The sequence below is a fragment of the Clostridium sp. YIM B02569 genome (assembly GCF_022320765.1).
Classification (GTDB): Bacteria; Bacillota; Clostridia; order Clostridiales; family Clostridiaceae; genus Clostridium; species Clostridium beijerinckii.
Genome location: NZ_JAKJJX010000010.1, coordinates 35,742 through 53,086 on the forward strand (window position 1 = coordinate 35,742; position 17,345 = coordinate 53,086).

At 30.5% G+C, this 17,345-nt stretch carries 14 protein-coding genes; 3 read left to right on the forward strand and 11 right to left on the reverse strand.

What is annotated here, in order from left to right; all coding sequences use genetic code 11:
- Positions 1 to 49: 49 nt before the first annotated feature.
- Both L3B96_RS10490 and L3B96_RS10495 read right to left on the reverse strand, forming a co-directional pair.
- The gene (locus L3B96_RS10490; protein ID WP_238860757.1) at positions 50 to 1,390 is read right to left on the reverse strand and encodes a hypothetical protein; all 1,341 of its coding nucleotides are present in this window, start codon (positions 1,388 to 1,390) and stop codon (positions 50 to 52) included.
- A gap of 450 nt (positions 1,391 to 1,840) precedes the next feature.
- Entirely contained in the window at positions 1,841 to 2,401 is a 561-nt protein-coding gene (locus L3B96_RS10495; protein ID WP_238860760.1) for a flavodoxin family protein, read from the reverse strand.
- A 206-nt stretch (positions 2,402 to 2,607) separates the two neighbouring features.
- On the opposite strand from L3B96_RS10495, the gene L3B96_RS10500 reads away from it, so the two are divergent.
- Positions 2,608 to 3,441 carry a helix-turn-helix transcriptional regulator gene (locus tag L3B96_RS10500; RefSeq protein ID WP_077856510.1) on the forward strand — a complete coding sequence of 278 codons (834 nt, stop codon included), beginning with the start codon at positions 2,608 to 2,610 and terminating at the stop codon, positions 3,439 to 3,441.
- Positions 3,442 to 3,683: 242 nt separating this feature from the next.
- On the opposite strand, the gene L3B96_RS10505 is transcribed toward L3B96_RS10500, so the two are convergent.
- From L3B96_RS10505 to L3B96_RS10525, 5 genes are all read right to left on the reverse strand, one after another.
- Positions 3,684 to 5,324, reverse strand: coding sequence for an alpha-glucosidase (locus tag L3B96_RS10505; protein WP_238860763.1), 1,641 nt, complete (start codon positions 5,322 to 5,324; stop codon positions 3,684 to 3,686).
- A gap of 53 nt (positions 5,325 to 5,377) precedes the next feature.
- Positions 5,378 to 6,202: a carbohydrate ABC transporter permease gene (locus L3B96_RS10510; RefSeq protein WP_236895544.1), complete on the reverse strand. Its 825-nt coding sequence runs from the start codon at positions 6,200 to 6,202 to the stop codon at positions 5,378 to 5,380.
- The gene (locus L3B96_RS10515; RefSeq protein WP_171787227.1) at positions 6,199 to 7,062 is read right to left on the reverse strand and encodes a sugar ABC transporter permease; all 864 of its coding nucleotides are present in this window, start codon (positions 7,060 to 7,062) and stop codon (positions 6,199 to 6,201) included. Before L3B96_RS10515 ends, L3B96_RS10510 begins: the two co-directional genes overlap by 4 nt.
- 173 nt (positions 7,063 to 7,235) lie before the next feature.
- Positions 7,236 to 8,486, reverse strand: a complete 1,251-nt coding sequence (locus L3B96_RS10520; protein WP_087703057.1) for an extracellular solute-binding protein — start codon at positions 8,484 to 8,486, stop codon at positions 7,236 to 7,238.
- Positions 8,487 to 8,862: 376 nt separating this feature from the next.
- A complete protein-coding gene (locus L3B96_RS10525; protein ID WP_011968076.1) occupies positions 8,863 to 9,888 on the reverse strand; it encodes a LacI family DNA-binding transcriptional regulator in 1,026 nt (341 codons plus the stop codon).
- A 453-nt stretch (positions 9,889 to 10,341) separates the two neighbouring features.
- Here L3B96_RS10525 and L3B96_RS10530 point away from each other — a divergent pair, with 453 nt between their 5' ends.
- Positions 10,342 to 11,784 (forward strand): DUF4317 domain-containing protein, encoded by a 1,443-nt coding sequence (locus L3B96_RS10530; RefSeq protein WP_238860765.1) that lies wholly within the window; start codon positions 10,342 to 10,344, stop codon positions 11,782 to 11,784.
- A gap of 188 nt (positions 11,785 to 11,972) precedes the next feature.
- On the opposite strand, the gene L3B96_RS10535 is transcribed toward L3B96_RS10530, so the two are convergent.
- From L3B96_RS10535 to L3B96_RS10545, 3 genes are all read right to left on the reverse strand, one after another.
- A complete protein-coding gene (locus L3B96_RS10535) occupies positions 11,973 to 13,454 on the reverse strand; it encodes an aldehyde dehydrogenase family protein (RefSeq protein WP_238860767.1) in 1,482 nt (493 codons plus the stop codon).
- Between the two features lie 305 nt (positions 13,455 to 13,759).
- Complete coding sequence (locus tag L3B96_RS10540; protein ID WP_011968073.1) at positions 13,760 to 14,536, reverse strand: class I SAM-dependent methyltransferase; 777 nt, start codon at positions 14,534 to 14,536, stop codon at positions 13,760 to 13,762.
- A gap of 114 nt (positions 14,537 to 14,650) precedes the next feature.
- Positions 14,651 to 16,105 (reverse strand): aldehyde dehydrogenase family protein, encoded by a 1,455-nt coding sequence (locus L3B96_RS10545; protein ID WP_238860769.1) that lies wholly within the window; start codon positions 16,103 to 16,105, stop codon positions 14,651 to 14,653.
- Between the two features lie 96 nt (positions 16,106 to 16,201).
- Between L3B96_RS10545 and L3B96_RS10550 the strand changes: the two genes are divergently transcribed.
- Complete coding sequence (locus L3B96_RS10550; protein WP_238860771.1) at positions 16,202 to 16,612, forward strand: MerR family transcriptional regulator; 411 nt, start codon at positions 16,202 to 16,204, stop codon at positions 16,610 to 16,612.
- A gap of 109 nt (positions 16,613 to 16,721) precedes the next feature.
- On the opposite strand, the gene L3B96_RS10555 is transcribed toward L3B96_RS10550, so the two are convergent.
- Positions 16,722 to 17,306, reverse strand: a complete 585-nt coding sequence (locus L3B96_RS10555; protein ID WP_077869549.1) for a nitroreductase — start codon at positions 17,304 to 17,306, stop codon at positions 16,722 to 16,724.
- Positions 17,307 to 17,345: the final 39 nt, after the last annotated feature.

Below are 17,345 nucleotides of genomic sequence, written 5' to 3' on the forward strand. Positions count from 1 at the left end.
TACCTATCACCGTTAAACTCTACATAAGTATAAGCTCATATTTCGATATCTATAGAAAATTCAAAACAATTCTATCGATTCCGCTATTTATGTAATACTCTAATTCTTTTGGATTTTTAAGTAAAGTATCATCAAAAGTGAATAGCGAATTATATCTTCCCACCATTTTTAAATGCTTTGGATAAGAAAATACATAATCCCCACAGTACTTTGGACAGTCAGTAACAAGCTTCTGATTTCCTCTATCCATAGTTGTACACATTGCATATAGTGGACAATATTGAGATGTATTTGTTTGGTAGAAAGGAATATGCATACTATGGTGCCCATCTGCAATAGAAATTTTATAACCACAATTTTCATATTCATATCGTTCTATTTTACATTCTTTCAAAAATTTCGTAAAAATTGAACTATTAAGACTGTTTGCTGATATAAGATCTTTATTTTCTAAGTATCCTTTCTTGTAAATATATCTTGGATCTTTTTTCCTCTTATTTAATAAAACGCCTAGTGACAGCTTGAATATATCTATCTTATCTTTAAGTAATTTTAGCATGCCAAAATCATTTACAACAATTTCTATCTTAGTATTATTTTCATTACACCAATTATATACAGACTCTATTATATCTTTTGTTTTTTCTATACAACACTCTCTCATATATGTAAAACATAATGTTATCTCAAGGCTCTCTTTTTTGGCTTTCTGCATCATACCTTTTAACAATTCTATTTCTGGAAATAAGTTATGACAAAATTCATTTCCAATATAAATCCTGTTAATATCTTTCTTAAATAGCTCATGACTCCCTATAAAATTTTCATTTAAGTAATCCATCTTAAATGTCTGGATATCATTATTCATAAACTTTTTATATAATATATCATTATCTAAAGAAATAGCTATCTCCACTGAATCAATAATATCTTCATCCCAATGCCCATAATTTACGCCTAACAGCCACTCTTCTTTCTGTTCTAAATAATCCTTATGAAACTCCTCATCTAGCTTTGCCGGATAATTAACCATTTCCTTTGAAAATTCATTGCCATCACCAAAAGCTTTTAACATAATATACTTTGAATACTTTTTAAAAGCACTTCTTACATTATGTGAATATTTTTGTGATTCAATGTTGAAAATATATGTTAAACTAAAATCTTCTTTTCTTTTTTCCACTATATTATAATCTTGTATTATTACCTCTTCATATCTGTTTTCATCAAACTTATGAAATGCAACTTTTATACTGCTTATCTTTTCTATTTCGTCAGCCACACGCACTGTCAATTTTTCAGGAGATATTTTTATTATACGTACTTCTTTGTCATCTAATAAACATGTTATGAGTCCTGCTGGCAATAATTCAACTTCTTCTTTTTCCAAAATTATACCTCCTAAACTTTTTCATATATATCTTCAAAAATACTTCATATACCTTATTTTATCTGATCCCACTTAATTCATCAATTTAACTATATATATTTTGCAATTAAGTTTCTACATTATAAATTATACTTAACTTGTACTAGCAGCAATAGCCATGAGATATTATGGTTATCAAAATGAACGTATATAAAACCAAACAATTAAGTACGGATACAATAATTTTATATACAAAAAAACTAGAATAGATATAGTCTCAAAGATTTAAAATTTTACGAATATTTGTCTAAAAAACTTTGTACTTTTTCCCAATGTTCTTCTCATGTAAAAAAATCACTCACCGCAAAATTGTGGTGAGTGATTTTTTTTAGATTATAAATCTCTAAGTACTTAACATTTTTTCTTGATTCGGTTAACTTTTGTCATCATGAAATTCATTTAATATTCATTTTAACAATTCAATAACCATTCTCCCATCTCTTTTGCCTCTGACAGAACTTCTGAACGTTCTAATAACTCGTTTATTTCACGTAAACCTCCAGTAATCAGTGTCTTGTATTCTCCAAAACCTAAAACTTTAAGGCTTTTACCAGTTAAATCAAAATAGTCCCTGTATTGTACTATATCGCCTCCCCCAAATGTAGATACAAATAAGACCTTTTTATTTGGAGAAAGATAGCTCGAATAATCTTCTTTCATATAAGCAACGAGTCTATCAACAACAGTTTTCAACTGTGCAGACATCTGATAAATATATATAGGCGTAGCAAATATAATACCATCAGCATCATCAATATCGTCATATATTAATTGCATATCATCTTTAATGGCACATGTACCTGTTTTTTTACAGGCATTACATCCCTGACAGCAACTTATTTTCATTGTATTTAGGTTATAAGTTTTTATTTCAGTTTCTTTATTATCCATTGATTTGGATACCTCATTAACTAGCGCCATTGTATTTCCAGTTTTGTGCGGACTTCCATTTAATATTATGATTTTTTTCATAGACATAAACCTCTCCAATCTTTCATTGATTCAAAATTATTTTAATTTCTTTTCACATCACAAAAATTACGGCCATTTAGGATTTTGTGTTTTATCTGCAGCTTAATACATTGCCTTGTATTAATACTAACAATTGGTTTATCATAATGATAGATATTATTTTATACTAGTAATATCACTACCACGATAAAGGAAGGCAAAGGTTTATGGATAATCCAAAACAGAGATATAAAGAACTAGGAGATTTTTTGAGAACACGACGAGCAAAGATTTTACCATCACAGGTTGGTTTGCCTGAAGGTACCAGGAGAAGAACAATTGGGCTTAGACGAGAAGAAGTTTCTTTTCTTTCAGGCGTTGGGCTAACTTGGTATACATGGCTTGAACAAGGACGTCCCATAACCATATCTTCACAAGTCATCGAAAGTTTAGCCAGAACTTTGATGCTGGATAAAAAGGAAACTATGCATCTTTACAATCTTGCGAGGCTAACACCTCCAACTGAAATAGCTACCTATGATAATACTGTTAACCCAATGCTTAAGCATGTGTTAGATAACATAGAGTTTTCTCCAGCAACTATACTTGATCAACGATACAATGTTATTGCATGGAATAGAGCTTCTGAAAAACTTCTTTATGATTATAATAAACTTGATACTTCTAAACGCAACATGTTAAGAATTATGTTTACTAATGAAGAATATAAAAAAACAATTATTGATTGGGAATCAACAGCACAAAGTATGCTTGCCAGATTTAGAATAGCTTATGGCAAACTTGTTGAAGATCCCTATATCAAGGAGCTTGTAGAAGAACTTAAAAGCGAAAGCAAAGAATTCAATTCATGGTGGACAATGCATAATGTTGAAATGGAAGAGGAAATAGTAAAAAGCATTACTCATCCGATTTTAGGTGAATTGAACTTTGAGTATACCAGCTATATGGTTTTATCAGATAGAAATTTAAAAATGACAATTCTTACAGCATTGCCCGGATCAGATACTGAAAAAAAGATAAAACAATTTCTACTGGGTTAAACCAGACGTAGTGTACTCTTGAAGTTAGATTAGTAAGGAATACTAAATGCATATTTTCTACTTGGACTCTTTCAGACACTTCTATATTCATCTTGATATTTCAACTCAATTTTCTGTGCAAATTTACCTTTAAAGCAACACGAAAGCCCACTGAAATCAATGGGCTTTCTATTACATAAATATAATATGGTTCCAGATAAGCTAAAGAAAGATAGTACTGTATCCACTATATAAAAGTATTTCTATAATATAAACTTATAAATTCTAGCTTCATATGGCTTAAGTTCTATACTCTCAATCGAATCATTTTCATTAACATTATAATTTGAAATTAAAAGTTCTTTAGATTTAAATTCAAATTTTCTTTCAAGTACAAACTCTGTCTCATTTCCTATAAAGTTACATATAACTAGTAACATTTCATTTTCTAAAGTTCTTGTATATGCAAATATTTCTTTGTTTTCTTCTAACATCAATTCATATTTTCCGTATACAACTACTGGATTGGATTTTCTTATTTTTATTAGTTTTTTATAATAATTGAATATAGAGTTCTCATCTTTTAATTGAGACTCAGCATTTATTTCTTTGTAATTAGGATTTACTTTTAGCCAAGACTGTCCACTTGTAAACCCAGCATTTTGACTATCATTCCATTGCATTGGAGTACGCGCATTATCTCTGCCTTTTGTATATATAGATAGCATTATCTCCTCATGAGTATAACCTTGTTTTTTTCTTTCATTATACATGTTTAGAGTTTCTATATCCTTATAATCCTCTAATGATTCAAATCTTACATTTGTCATACCAAGCTCTTCACCTTGATATATATATGGAGTCCCCTTCATTCCATGTAATAATGTAGCAAGCATTTTCGCACTTTCTACCCTATATTCTTTGTCATTCCCCCACCTTGAAACTATTCTTGGTACGTCATGATTATTCCAGAATAAACTATTCCAACCTGTGCCTTCTAGCTCTACTTGCCATCTAGATAACGCCTTCTTTAAATCTAATAATTCTAACGGCTTTAAATCCCATTTTTCCTTACCTGGTTGTTGATCTAATAAAATGTGCTCGAATTGAAATATCATGCTAAGTTCACTATCATCTGGATTTGAATATTTCTTAGCTATTTCTGTAGTGCATCCCCAAGTCTCTCCAACTGTTAGTAAATCTTTGCCGCCGAATGTTTTCTTATTCATTTCTCTAATATATTCATGGAGTTTTGGACCATTATGCGTAACTTTTTTATCTGGAATCTTTCCTATAAGTTCAATTACATCCATTCTAAATCCGCCAATACCTTTATCAATCCAGAAGTTCATCATTTTATAAATTCTATTGCGGACCTCTTCATTTTCCCAGTTTAAATCTGGCTGTTTTTTACTAAATAAATGTAAGTAATACTGCCCTGTAGTTTCATCATATTGCCATGCACTACCGCTAAATGTTGATCTTAAATCATTTGGTTCTTCTCCATTTACTGGATCTCTCCATATATAATAATCTCTATAAGGATTATCTTTTGATTTCTTGGCTTCGATAAACCATTTATGCTCATCAGAAGTATGGTTAACAACTAGATCCATAAGAATTTTTATTCCTCTTTTATTGCCTTCCTTAATAAGATCATCCATATCTTCCATTGTTCCGAATTCATCCATTATATCTTCATAATCGCTTATATCATATCCATTATCATCGTTTGGTGATTTATATACTGGAGATAACCATATTACGTCTATCCCCAATTCTTTCAAGTAATCTAACTTCTCTATTATTCCTCTTAAATCTCCAATTCCATCTCCATTAGAATCATTAAAACTCCTAGGATATACCTGATAAACTACACTTTCTTTCCACCATTTTTTATCCATAACTTATTCTCCTTTTAATATTACTTATTTTATTTCGTTTAGATGCATTTTTATTATTTAACAGCTCCAGTAACAATACCATTTCTTATCCACTTTTGCGCAAAGATGTATACTATAAACATTGGTAATAATGCTAACAAGTATGACGCAAAAGCCAGATTATAATTTGTAGTAAATTGAGACTGGAATACGTATTGAACTAAAGGCAATGTAGCCATCTCTGGCTTACCTAAGATGATAAGTGGCAACATGAAATCATTCCATGTCCACAAACAAGTAGTAATTGCAACCGTAGCATTAATAGGCTTTAGTAAAGGGAAAATTATTCTCCAAAATACTTGAAATGTAGAAGCACCATCTATTGTTGCTGCTTCTTCAAGTGAAACTGGAATTGATTTAATATAACCTGAATATAAAAATATATTAAAAGGTAGCCCAAATACAACGTATAAACATATTATTCCAATTATATTATCCATGTTTAACATATTTACTTGCTTTACAAGAGGTAGCATAATTATTGGAAATGGTACAAACATAGCACTCAAAAAGTAATAGTACAATGCATTAAAAAACTTTTTCTTTCTATTTCTAGCTATGGCATATGAAACCAAAGAATTTGAAAGTATTGTAAGAATTAATACCGAAACTGTTATTGTTAAACTGTTTTTTAGAGCATCAAAGAAATTTGTCATTTCAATGGCTTCAGTAAAATTTTCAAAACGCAATGACTTTGGAAATGATAAAGCACTTGGTACCATATCTTGTGGAGATTTTACAGCTATTAATATTGTTAGATACAATGGAAATATTATAGCCACCAAAGCTCCTGCTATCATAAGCGTAGTTACTATCCAATTGGTTTTGTTTCTCCTCATAGTACTTTTTCCTCCCTCTTTTCAAGGACTCTAAGCTGAAATAATGATATTGCTACAATTACGATGAAGTAAATAACAGCATTTGCGGATTGATATGCAAAACTTCCTTGGTTAAATCCTCCGTTATAAATTACATAAGATATTGATTGAGTAACAGTTCCAGGTCCTCCTCCTGTCATAGCTACAACCTGATCAAATACCATTAAAAATCCTTTCATACATAAAACCATGTTAATTGTGAAAAATGGTGCTATTAATGGAAATGTTATGCTTTTGAATCTTTGCCATGAACCAGCACCATCAATATCACAGGCTTCGTAAACATCAGTATCAATTGTCTGAAGTCCAGATAAATATATGATCGTATTAAAGGCTATAGATTGCCATGCTGCTACGAACACTATTCCAAGCCATGCAAGCTTTTCATCACCTAAGATGTTTTTACTAAGCATAGAAATATTCATAGTCTCTCCAATGTTTGGTACAACATGAGCAAATACAAAATTGAATATAAATGCTACTATTAAAGTTCCTAATATGTTAGGAATAAAATATATTGACTTTAAAGTATTTTGAAATTTGATTTTTGAGTTTAAACCTACAGCAATTAAAAGACTTAATATGTTTACTATAATTGTAGTTATAATTGCAAATTTGAAAGTAAAAATGTACGCATGCATAACATTACTATCTTGAAATACTGCAATATAGTTTTTTAATCCAACAAAACTCCAATCACCATATCCTTTTGAATTGGTAAAACTATAAAATACACCTTCTAAAAGAGATAATGTATGAAATATAAAGAATAACAAAACTGCTGGTATAGTCATAATATAAAAAGCTTTTTTCTTTTTCAAAACCTTCAGCCCCCTATTATTTTTTCATTTGACAAATAAATATTATTAGCATATAGCATAGGTTGTCCTAAAATCAGTCTATTTTCATAGAAACATTATTTTTAATGCTTATCAGTAAATATCGCATCCTCAACTATCTTTTAGGACATCCTCATGCCTTTTATTTTCTCTATTTATTGTTTGCTACTGGCTTTATCGTATTCAGTATCAAGTTGTTTTAAGAATTCTGCCTTATCTTTTTTACTATAGAACCCTTGAACTAAACTTGCTGCATCAAATGAGCTTGGATAGTAGTGATCAGGGAAAACACCAATTTTTCCATTTTTAAAGCTTTCTTGTACATCTGTTACACTTTGATCATCTTGTGTCACATCTTTAACTGCAGAAAATGCGAATTGATCTTTTATATATTTTTGAGCATTCTCCTTTTGAGTCATAAATTCTATGAATTTTTTTGCTTCATCAGAGTGTTTTGACTTACTTGTTATTCCAAATAACACATCTATACCAGATACTATATTATTTTTAGATGGATCGTTACTTGCAGGTAATGGGAACATGCCTATATTTATATTAGGATTTGCTTTTTTTATTTCACTAATAGCCCAGTTACCTTGTAAATACATTGCTGATTTACCTTGTGCAAAGGCTGCATTACCATCATTGTATGATACTCCTAAAATATCTTCTTGCCCAAGAGTTCCTATAGTCTCCATCTTGTCCACTATTTCTCCATGTGTAGCTTCAAAAGTTGTTTTTCCTGCTTTTTTATCAGCTAAGAAATTACTAGGCTCCAAGTCACTAGCTATAACATTCCAGAAACACATTCCAGTCCATGCATCTTTAAGTGTCAAATAAAGTGGTAATTGACCTGCATCTTTAATCTTTTTCGATACAGCCATAAATTCATCCCATGTTTTAGGAATTTGCAATCCTAGCTTTGAAAATATATCTTTATTGTATAAAACGCCATCAGCATTAGTAGCATATGGAACTCCATATATCTTTCCATTATCATTACTTGCTATGCCATGAAGCATATCTAAATATGGTTTTTGTATGTTTTCAATAATGCCATCATTAGTAAGATCAACGAGGGCATTTGCATCTACTAGTGCACCATAGTTTACATCAGCACCTAAAGCTACTAGATCAGGCATATCATTTTTAGCAAGTCTTGTTTTTAAAACAGTACCAGCATTTGCAGGTGAATTAATTGAAATTTCAATATCAGGATTCTTTTCTTGAAATTCATTTGCTAATGATTGTAATATTGTTTTATTTTCTGCCTTAGTTGAAAATAACTCTAATTTTACTTTTCCATTTTCTGTGCTACCTCCATTAGAACCACATCCAGCTAATAATGAAGTTCCAATTACTGCACTAATAGTAATTGACATTAGTAATTTTAATTTTTTATTCATTTCTCTTCCCCCTACTTTGTAATTTCAGTATACGATTACGTAGATTTAATATTATATTAACTATACTATTTCAGGACATTAGCCTTAAAAAGTACATTTTAATATCTTTTTTTATTCCTTAATACTTAATCGTTTACGTAAACTATAAAAATTTACGTAATATCTTTCTCAAATCCTATATGAAATTATATTACAAAGTTTTAAACTTAGAATTGTATATAGAAACTTGTAATATAGCTTCATACTATTCTATAAATAATCATTGAATATCTTATATTCCTATAATAATTTATATATTACTATTAACTTTCTACATTTAAATCATAACTGAGTATTTGATATCTTATATCTTTAAATGTAGATTTATTAGTGCAGTCTATATATCTTTAATTTTTTTAACTGTCTCTCTTTCTATAATTTCAAATGGCATTATTATGCTTTCAACTTTTTCGTTGTAGGATATTCTTTTTATTAACATTTCAACAGACTTTTTCCCCATATCATATAAAGGTTGCGCTACTGTTGTTAAAGGTGGATATGACATCTCAGCTATATTTGTGTTATCATAACCTACTATAGATAGATCATCTGGTACTTTTAAACCATTCTTATGTGCTACTGATAATGCTCCAACAGCACAATCATCAGATGCCGCAAAAACAGCTGTAAATTTCTCACCTGTCTCTAGAAGTTCATTCATTCCTTCAACCCCATCTATAAATCCAAACCCTTTTTCTTTAATAAGATTTTTCTTTATGGATATGTTATTATCTCTTAATGCTTGCAAAAATCCATTTAAACGTGGCACTCCTGCTATAGGGTCTTCAGTCGGTCCAGATATAATTGCTATCTCTTTATGGCCATTTTCAATTAAATATGATGTTGCTGAATAAGCAGCTTGATAATCATCAACCTTAACATAAGGTAATGAATACTTGTACGATAATCCTGAAACAAGAACTGTTGGAATATGTGAGTCTATTATTCTTTTGCATAAAGTATCATCTGGAGGTATGCTGCAAACAATTAATCCATCTACCTGTCTTTCAGATAATACCTGAAGATATTCTGACATTCGCTCCCACTTATCTCCACCATTACAGATTATAACGCTGTAATTATTGCGTTGCGCAAAATCTTCTATTCCATTTAAAATTTCTACATAATATGTAGTGCTTATCTTAGGACGTAACACTCCAATAGTTCGTGTTTCTTTAACCTTGAGATTTCTCGCAATTGCATTTCTTTGATAACCAAGTTCATCCATAGCTTCAATTACTTTTTTTCTAGTCTCTTCTGAATAACCATCTAGATTATTTATTATCCTAGAAACTGTGGCAACAGAAACATTGGATTTCTTAGCGACATCTTTAATTGTGGGTCTTTTAATATTACTATTCATAACATATTCCTCTTTTTCAGTAAACGTTTAAGTGATTAAATCTTATCATAATTGGATTTAATTGTCTATATCTTCGTATAATATTTTTTTATATTTTTAATTTCTATATAAAATTAGCTGTTTTTATATTATACGTTTACTAAACAATGAACGCTTAAATCTTCTTACAAAATATGGCTTTAAACTTCACTTAATATCTTGCAGAGCTATCAATTCACCACTATACTATATTATGTGAAGTATTTTTGGCATGTGCTAAAGCGTATTCAAAATAGCAGGCAATAGACAGTCTATTTTATATATAGAGTCCAGACTCTTAAAATATAAAATCTATAAGAAATTACGAGTTTCTTAAGAGAATGTTTTAGAGTCCAAGTATAAAATATTCATAGCAAATTTGGACATGTTATTTCATGTATCTAACAAAAATTCGGCGAAATGAGAGGGAGATTTATGAACAAAAAAGATATATTAGAATTAAAAAGACGTTTAAAAAAAGATGACTGTACATTTACTAAAATGTGTGGTTGTTATGTAGATGGTCAAAAAGATATTGTATTAAAATTTAAAGAAACTTTTTTAAATCTAAGAGAGGAAGAATTCTTTAAATATTTAGAAATTGCCAAGAAAACACTATCTGGAACAGTTGGAAATAACATTCTTGAACTTAACTTTCCTCTTGATGAAGAAGGCATAGGTGGCAGACAGCTTTCCTTAATGGAGCTAAAAAAAAGTAAATTAAAAGATGATTCTATGCTCGATAGCTTTTATAAAATGATTATAAATAGTTATGAATATACTGGTAACTTTCTAATACTCGTTTTTCACGATGCCTATGATGTTATGACAAAAACTACGGATAACTCAAAATTAGATGAATCTGAAGAGGTATATGAATATATATTATGTGCAATCTGTCCAGTATCGCTTTCAAAACCAGCTCTTGGATATCTTGAAGATGAAAATCGAATTGGAGCTCGTATTAGAGATTGGGTAGTTGGTCCACCAGACCTTGGATTTGTATTTCCAGCATTTATAGATCGTAGTACTGATATTCATTCTATTATGTATTACACAAAAGATGCAAAAGATCCTCATCCCGAATTTATGGAGGAAGCTTTAGGTTGTAGTTCAAAACAAACAGCTACTGAGCAAAAAGAAACATTCCAAAATATAATTCGTAAAGCTGTTGGAAGTGATGATGAAAAATCAGAGCATTTATTTATGGAAATTCAAGAAACCCTCAATACTATAGTAGATGATCATACTACTGTTAACGGCAAAAATGCTGAACCTATAGTTTTGAGTAATGATAATATTCAAGATATTTTAATCGAAAGTGGAGTTCCTGAAGAGATCACTGCAAAGATTGAAAAATCATATACAGAAGCATTTGGAGATACTCCGCCTGTAGCAGAAAATTTAATTGATAAAAAAGCACTTGCAGCAAATGAACAAAGGAAAAAGGAAGAAAAACTTGAGAAGAAAGTACGCATACTAGAAGAAAGACTTGAAAAGACAAAACTGGATGCTTTATCAGATTCAGAAAAAGAAGCTGCTTTAGAATCAGAAACTGAATCAGCTTTGAATAAGATCTTAGAGTCAGAGCCTAATTCTGCTTTAAAGACAGAATCTGATACCATCTTAGAAGTAGATCCAGACTCTAATTTAGATGAAAGTCTTGATTCAGAAACAGAATCTGATGCAAACAATACTGAAAACTCTGAAATAGAGACTGAGGTTAGTACTACTCCAAATTATGATATTGTACTTAATGTAAAACCTCAAAAAGTATCTCAAATAAAATCACAAATAATAGATGGAAAGAAGTGTATTATAATTCCTATAGATGATGATGAACAAGCTAAAGTGAATGGCGTTAATGCTTTGCTTTAACTGACTGCATAATAATACTTTTCTCATTTAAATAGCCATAAAGATCCTGATTAAGGGTCTTTATGGCTATTATAATCTATATATAATTCAGTAATGAGTTTATATTTAAAATTCGGGAAGTTATATACCTGATTAAACCTAAAATATAGAGGCTTGATTCTAATACATATAATATGATTCAATATTCATTACTTTATATACATTCCACCAGGAGTTTCTGATAAATTAACTATGATATTTTTCTTTTGAGTATACGCTTCTAGTATAACTTTGTGAGTTTCCCTGCCTATACCAGATTCTTTGTATCCACCAAATGTTGCACCTGCTGGGAAAGTATTATAAGTGTTAACCCATATACGTCCAGTCCTTATTCCTTTAGCAACTCTTATAGCACGATTTAAGTTAGTAGTAAATACTCCACCACCTAAACCATATTCGCTATCATTTGCCATAGCAATGACTTCTTCTTCTGTCTTAAATTTAATTACAACTCCAACTGGCCCAAATATTTCTTCTCTAGCTACTCTCATATCATTAGTGACATCTGTAAGTAAAGTAGGTTTCATAAAGTATCCATTCTTAGCATCGCCCTCGATGAATCTTTCCCCTCCTGTCGCTACTTTTGCTCCTTCTTGTTTACCTATTTCTATATATTTAAGAATTTTTTTAAGTTGAGATTCACTAACTTGCGCTCCCATTTGAGTATTACGATCTAATGGGTTTCCAACTTTAACTTTTTCAAAAGCAGCAATTGCTTTTTCCATAAATTCATCATAAAAATCTTCTTGTACAAATATTCTAGAACCTGCAGAACAAACTTGTCCTTGGTTAAATAAAATTCCCAATTGAATACCTTCTAATGCAATGTTCATATTTGCATCACTAAAGAAAATATTAGCTGACTTTCCTCCAAGCTCTAAAGTTGCAGGAATAATACGTTTAGCCGCAGCAAGTCCAATTTGTCTTCCAACTTCTGTAGATCCTGTAAATGCTAATTTATCAAGACCTTCATGATTTTGCAGATATTCACCGCTCTTTGATCCTTTTCCTGTAATAACATTAATTACACCACTAGGAACAATATTTTGTATTAGTTTCATAAGCTCTAATACGCTCAATGAAGTAGTACTTGATGGCTTAAATACTGAAACATCCCCAGCTGCTAACACTGGAGCTAACTTCCAAGCCGCCATTAAGAATGGAAAATTCCAAGGAACTATTTGCCCTACAACACCAATTGGCTCACTTAATATTAAATTTAAAGTATTTTCATCTATCATTGTTGCAGAACCCTCATCAGCACGAATAACACCTGCAAAATATCTAAAGTGATCTGCTGCTAATGGAATATCTGCTCCTGTTGTCTCTCTAATTGGTTTTCCATTATCCAAAGTTTCTACTGTAGCTAAGTATTCTGCATTTTCTTCAATAATATCAGCAATTTTATTTAATATATTTGCTCTTTCTACAACAGTAGTTTTGCTCCATGTAGCAAAGGCTTGTCTTGCAGAATTAACAGCATCATCTACATCTTTTTCTGTAGCATCTGCAATCTCAGCTAAAAATTCCCCATTAGCTGGATTATAAGTCTTTATTGTAGCTCCATCTGAAGCATCTCTCCATTCTCCATTGATAAATAATCTATATCTATTTTCTAATTTAACATTCATAATAAACACCTTTTTTCCTCATATAATCGATCTTTTATAATTTTATTATAGCACTAAATTAATTGTATTCAATATAAAATAATTATTTAACAATAATAATTATCCATATAATTATTGGTAAATATTGAAATCACATGGTGTTCCTGTATAATATTATAAATTTTTTTTATTTAAAGACAAAAAAGTATAATATAAAACAAACACTTTGTTAAGAATTTATTTTATATTATACCTTTCATATTTGAAAAAGGTGCTATATTTATTTCTTATTAATAATTAAAATTTAGCTCTCTTACTCTCTTTTCCTATTCCTTTATTAAAATGTCTAATGTATGTGCACTTGCTCCAAGCAACTCTGGTCTTTCACATGTAGAAAAATGATAGTTAATAAAAAGCTTAAAAGTCTCTTCATCCATAGCATTTAAAACAGATCTCATGTAATTCGCTGGCCCATCTGCTGAAATTAATTTTATCCTTTTTAGTCTTACTTCTTCATTTAACTTATTGATATCTTCAATCCTTACATAATCATATAAATCTTTTGGTTCAGATATAACATGAAAATCATCAGTAAGCTTTCCATTTTCAATAGATGAACGAATATTATTTTCCTTAAAACCATATGTTATTACGCTATATTCATTCATGCAATAAGCTACTAAGATAACTCCTCCAATTTTTGTTACTCTCTTCGCCTCTTGTAAGGCTTTTGCTTTATCCTGAAAATTGTATAAGTGATACATCGGTCCAAATACCAATGTCATATCAAATGTATTTTCTTCAAATCTTGATAAATCTAATGCTGTCCCTTGATATGCTTTTACTGAACTTCCTTTTGATTTCAAAATGCCTAGATTATGCTTTACAAGCTCAATTGCTGTAACATCATACCCCTCGTTTGCTAGCTCCACAGAGTATCTTCCTGTTCCAGCACCAACATCTAAAATTTTGGAACCATTATTCTTTTCTAGATACTCATGAATATATTTCATAGAAGTTAAAAACTCAACTTGTGCATATTTTCTAGTTAATCTTTTATCCTCACAAAATTTATTATAGTATTTCTCTAATTCCATTGTCATCTCTTTACGTTCCTCACCTATCATTTATTAGAAATTATTAAATATAAATATTAATTTCTTTCCTGATTTCTAACAACTATTATACTATATATTGCAACTATTAAAAATATAGATTTATTCTTTAATATTCTCCTTGGAAACTATTATGGTTTTAGGTTCTAGATGTTCTTGAAGTCCGTATATGCCGCATTCTCTACCAATTCCAGATTGTTTAAATCCACCAAATGGTGCTTTCATCTCAAGCATAACATCATTTATATAAATTGTTCCTGCAGCGATTTGAGAAGCAATTTGATTCGCCTTTTCTATGTTAGAAGAACTTATATATGCCCCTAAACCATATACTGTGTCATTTGCAATTTCTACGGCTTCTTCTTCGGTTCTATAAGTTAAAATAGATAAAACTGGGCCGAATATTTCTTCTCTAGCAATAGTCATATCTCGAGTTACATTTGCAAAAACCGTTGGCTTTACAAAATTACCATTCTCCAATCCCTCTGGATGCCCTTCTCCTCCAACTACCAGTTCAGCACCTTCTTCTATACCAATCTTAATGTATCGTTGAACATTATTATAGTGATTTTCGTTTATCATAGGCCCTATAAACGTATCTTCTTCCCATGGATATCCTACCTTGGTATTTTCAACAGCTTTTTCAATAAGTTCTTTAACTTCACTAAGACGGTATTCTGGAACCAATAGTCGGCTTCCAGCAATGCACATTTGTCCATTATTTCCGAAGCAGCTCATAATTGCACGTGGAATGGCTTTTGTAAAATCAGCATCATCAAGAATTATATTTGGTGATTTTCCTCCCAATTCAAGAATTACTCTTTTCATTGTATCAACAGCACCATGATGAATAATCTTAGCAGTTTTAGTAGAGCCAGTAAAAGAAATCATTGCAACATCTGGATTACGAGTTAATTCAGCACCGACCGAACTTCCTAGGCCATTAACTATATTAATTACACCTGATGGTATTCCTGCTTCATGGAAACATTCAGCCAAAATTTGAGTTTGGATAGCGCAAAATTCACTAGGTTTTATAACTACTGCGCATCCTGCTGAAATAGCTGTGGCTACTTTTATAGCTATCTGGGAATTGTTTGCGTTCCAAGGGGTAATCAAAGCAATTACTCCTACAGGTTCAAGGACAACCTTGGCTTTACCAATATACTTAGTGAACTCAAACTCTTCCATCACTTCCTTAGCCCAAAGAAAACTATTAGCAGTAAGTTGAGTTCTGCCTGCTGCCGCCTTAACTGCCGCACCATATTCTTCTACGCATGCTTGAGTTAACTCATCAGCCCTCGAGATTACAGCATCATATAACCTTTTAAGCATATCACTTCGCTCTTCTAATGTAGTTTTGGAGAATGTTTTAAATGCTTCTTTAGCAGCTGCAATAGCCTTTTGTGTATCAACCTCATTTCCTAAGATTACACGTCCAATTATTTCTTTTGTTGAAGGATTTATAATATCCATTGATTCTGTTCCATTAGGTTTTATAAATTCTCCATTAATGTAAATTTTGTCAATTACTTTAATCTTTTCATTATTCTTCATTCCATTGCCTCCAAATTGAATTTCATATTTCTATATGCTATAATCACTTTAATACATTCAAGTAACTTTAAGTCAAGAAATTTTAGGAGATTTTTTATGGAAAATTTTATTTATGGATCCGACCCCAAATATACAATTAATGAAGTTTCTAAAATAACTAAACTATCTAAACCTACTATTCGTTATTATGAAGATGTCGGATTACTCCAAGGAATAGCTCGAGATAAGAATAATATTCGTTTATTTTCTGATGATCAAATTATGCGATTACGAATGATTCAATGTATGCGAAGTACAGGAATGGGAATTGATCTAATTCGCCATTATATTGGTCTTTCTAATGAAGATAAAATAGGACTTAAAGAACGTTATTCCATTGTTTTAGAACAAGAGGAAATACTTTTAGCAAAAAAAGAAGAGATTGAAAGACAATTGGCTTTCATTGAACATAAAAAACATACTCTAAAGGCAAAGCATAATAATAATAAATCACCCACTAAAATCTAAACTTTAGATTTTAGTGGGTAGTATGAAGTTAATATAAAGTTTAAATCACTAAACCAACTATTAATTGATTTGATAATATTTTATAAGTCAATATAAATATACTTTCCTATTATCTTATAATTGTCACTGTATTTTCCTTCAATATTTTTTTCTCTGGCTTAATACCATCTATATAGCCAATACAAATAGACCCACAAACCTTATGTTTTTCTGAAATTCCTAAGCGTGTAAGTAACTTTCTTACATTTTCATCATTGTCAAACCATGTTAATTGATTTATCCAACATGCTCCAAGTTCCAAGTAATTTGCGGCTAAAAGCATATTTTCTATAGCACAAGCACTATCTGCCATTGCATTACTATAGTTAGACTCATTCGATACTATAATCAATGTTGGAGCGTTGTAATAAAAATTGTAATCATCTTTCTTCGATGCAACTTTACCTGCTTTTTTACTTTTATAGGTATTTTCATCAACTTCAAGCTTTTCGAAAGCTTCTTTAATATATCCATTTAACTCTAAAAGAATTTCTTTATTTTGAACTACAGTAAATTGCCATGTTTGAGAGTTACCTCCACTTGGTGCATGTTTTGCTGAATCTAAGATTGTAAATAGTTCCTCATCTTTTATTTGTTCCTCTTTGTATCTTCTTATACTTCTTCTTGATTTTATATTTTCAATTACATTTTCCATATTAATCCTCCCTTTTAATAATTATATTCTAAGTCTAAT

Coding starts and splice junctions, on each gene's coding strand:
- L3B96_RS10495 (WP_238860760.1), bottom strand. CDS start 2,401: ATGAAAAAAATCATAATATTAAATGGAAGTCCGCACAAAACTGGAAAT.
- L3B96_RS10500 (WP_077856510.1), top strand. CDS start 2,608: ATGGATAATCCAAAACAGAGATATAAAGAACTAGGAGATTTTTTGAGA.
- L3B96_RS10505 (WP_238860763.1), bottom strand. CDS start 5,324: ATGGATAAAAAATGGTGGAAAGAAAGTGTAGTTTATCAGGTATATCCT.
- L3B96_RS10510 (WP_236895544.1), bottom strand. CDS start 6,202: ATGAGGAGAAACAAAACCAATTGGATAGTAACTACGCTTATGATAGCA.
- L3B96_RS10520 (WP_087703057.1), bottom strand. CDS start 8,486: ATGAATAAAAAATTAAAATTACTAATGTCAATTACTATTAGTGCAGTA.
- L3B96_RS10525 (WP_011968076.1), bottom strand. CDS start 9,888: ATGAATAGTAATATTAAAAGACCCACAATTAAAGATGTCGCTAAGAAA.
- L3B96_RS10530 (WP_238860765.1), top strand. CDS start 10,342: ATGAACAAAAAAGATATATTAGAATTAAAAAGACGTTTAAAAAAAGAT.
- L3B96_RS10535 (WP_238860767.1), bottom strand. CDS start 13,454: ATGAATGTTAAATTAGAAAATAGATATAGATTATTTATCAATGGAGAA.
- L3B96_RS10540 (WP_011968073.1), bottom strand. CDS start 14,536: ATGACAATGGAATTAGAGAAATACTATAATAAATTTTGTGAGGATAAA.
- L3B96_RS10545 (WP_238860769.1), bottom strand. CDS start 16,105: ATGAAGAATAATGAAAAGATTAAAGTAATTGACAAAATTTACATTAAT.
- L3B96_RS10550 (WP_238860771.1), top strand. CDS start 16,202: ATGGAAAATTTTATTTATGGATCCGACCCCAAATATACAATTAATGAA.
- L3B96_RS10555 (WP_077869549.1), bottom strand. CDS start 17,306: ATGGAAAATGTAATTGAAAATATAAAATCAAGAAGAAGTATAAGAAGA.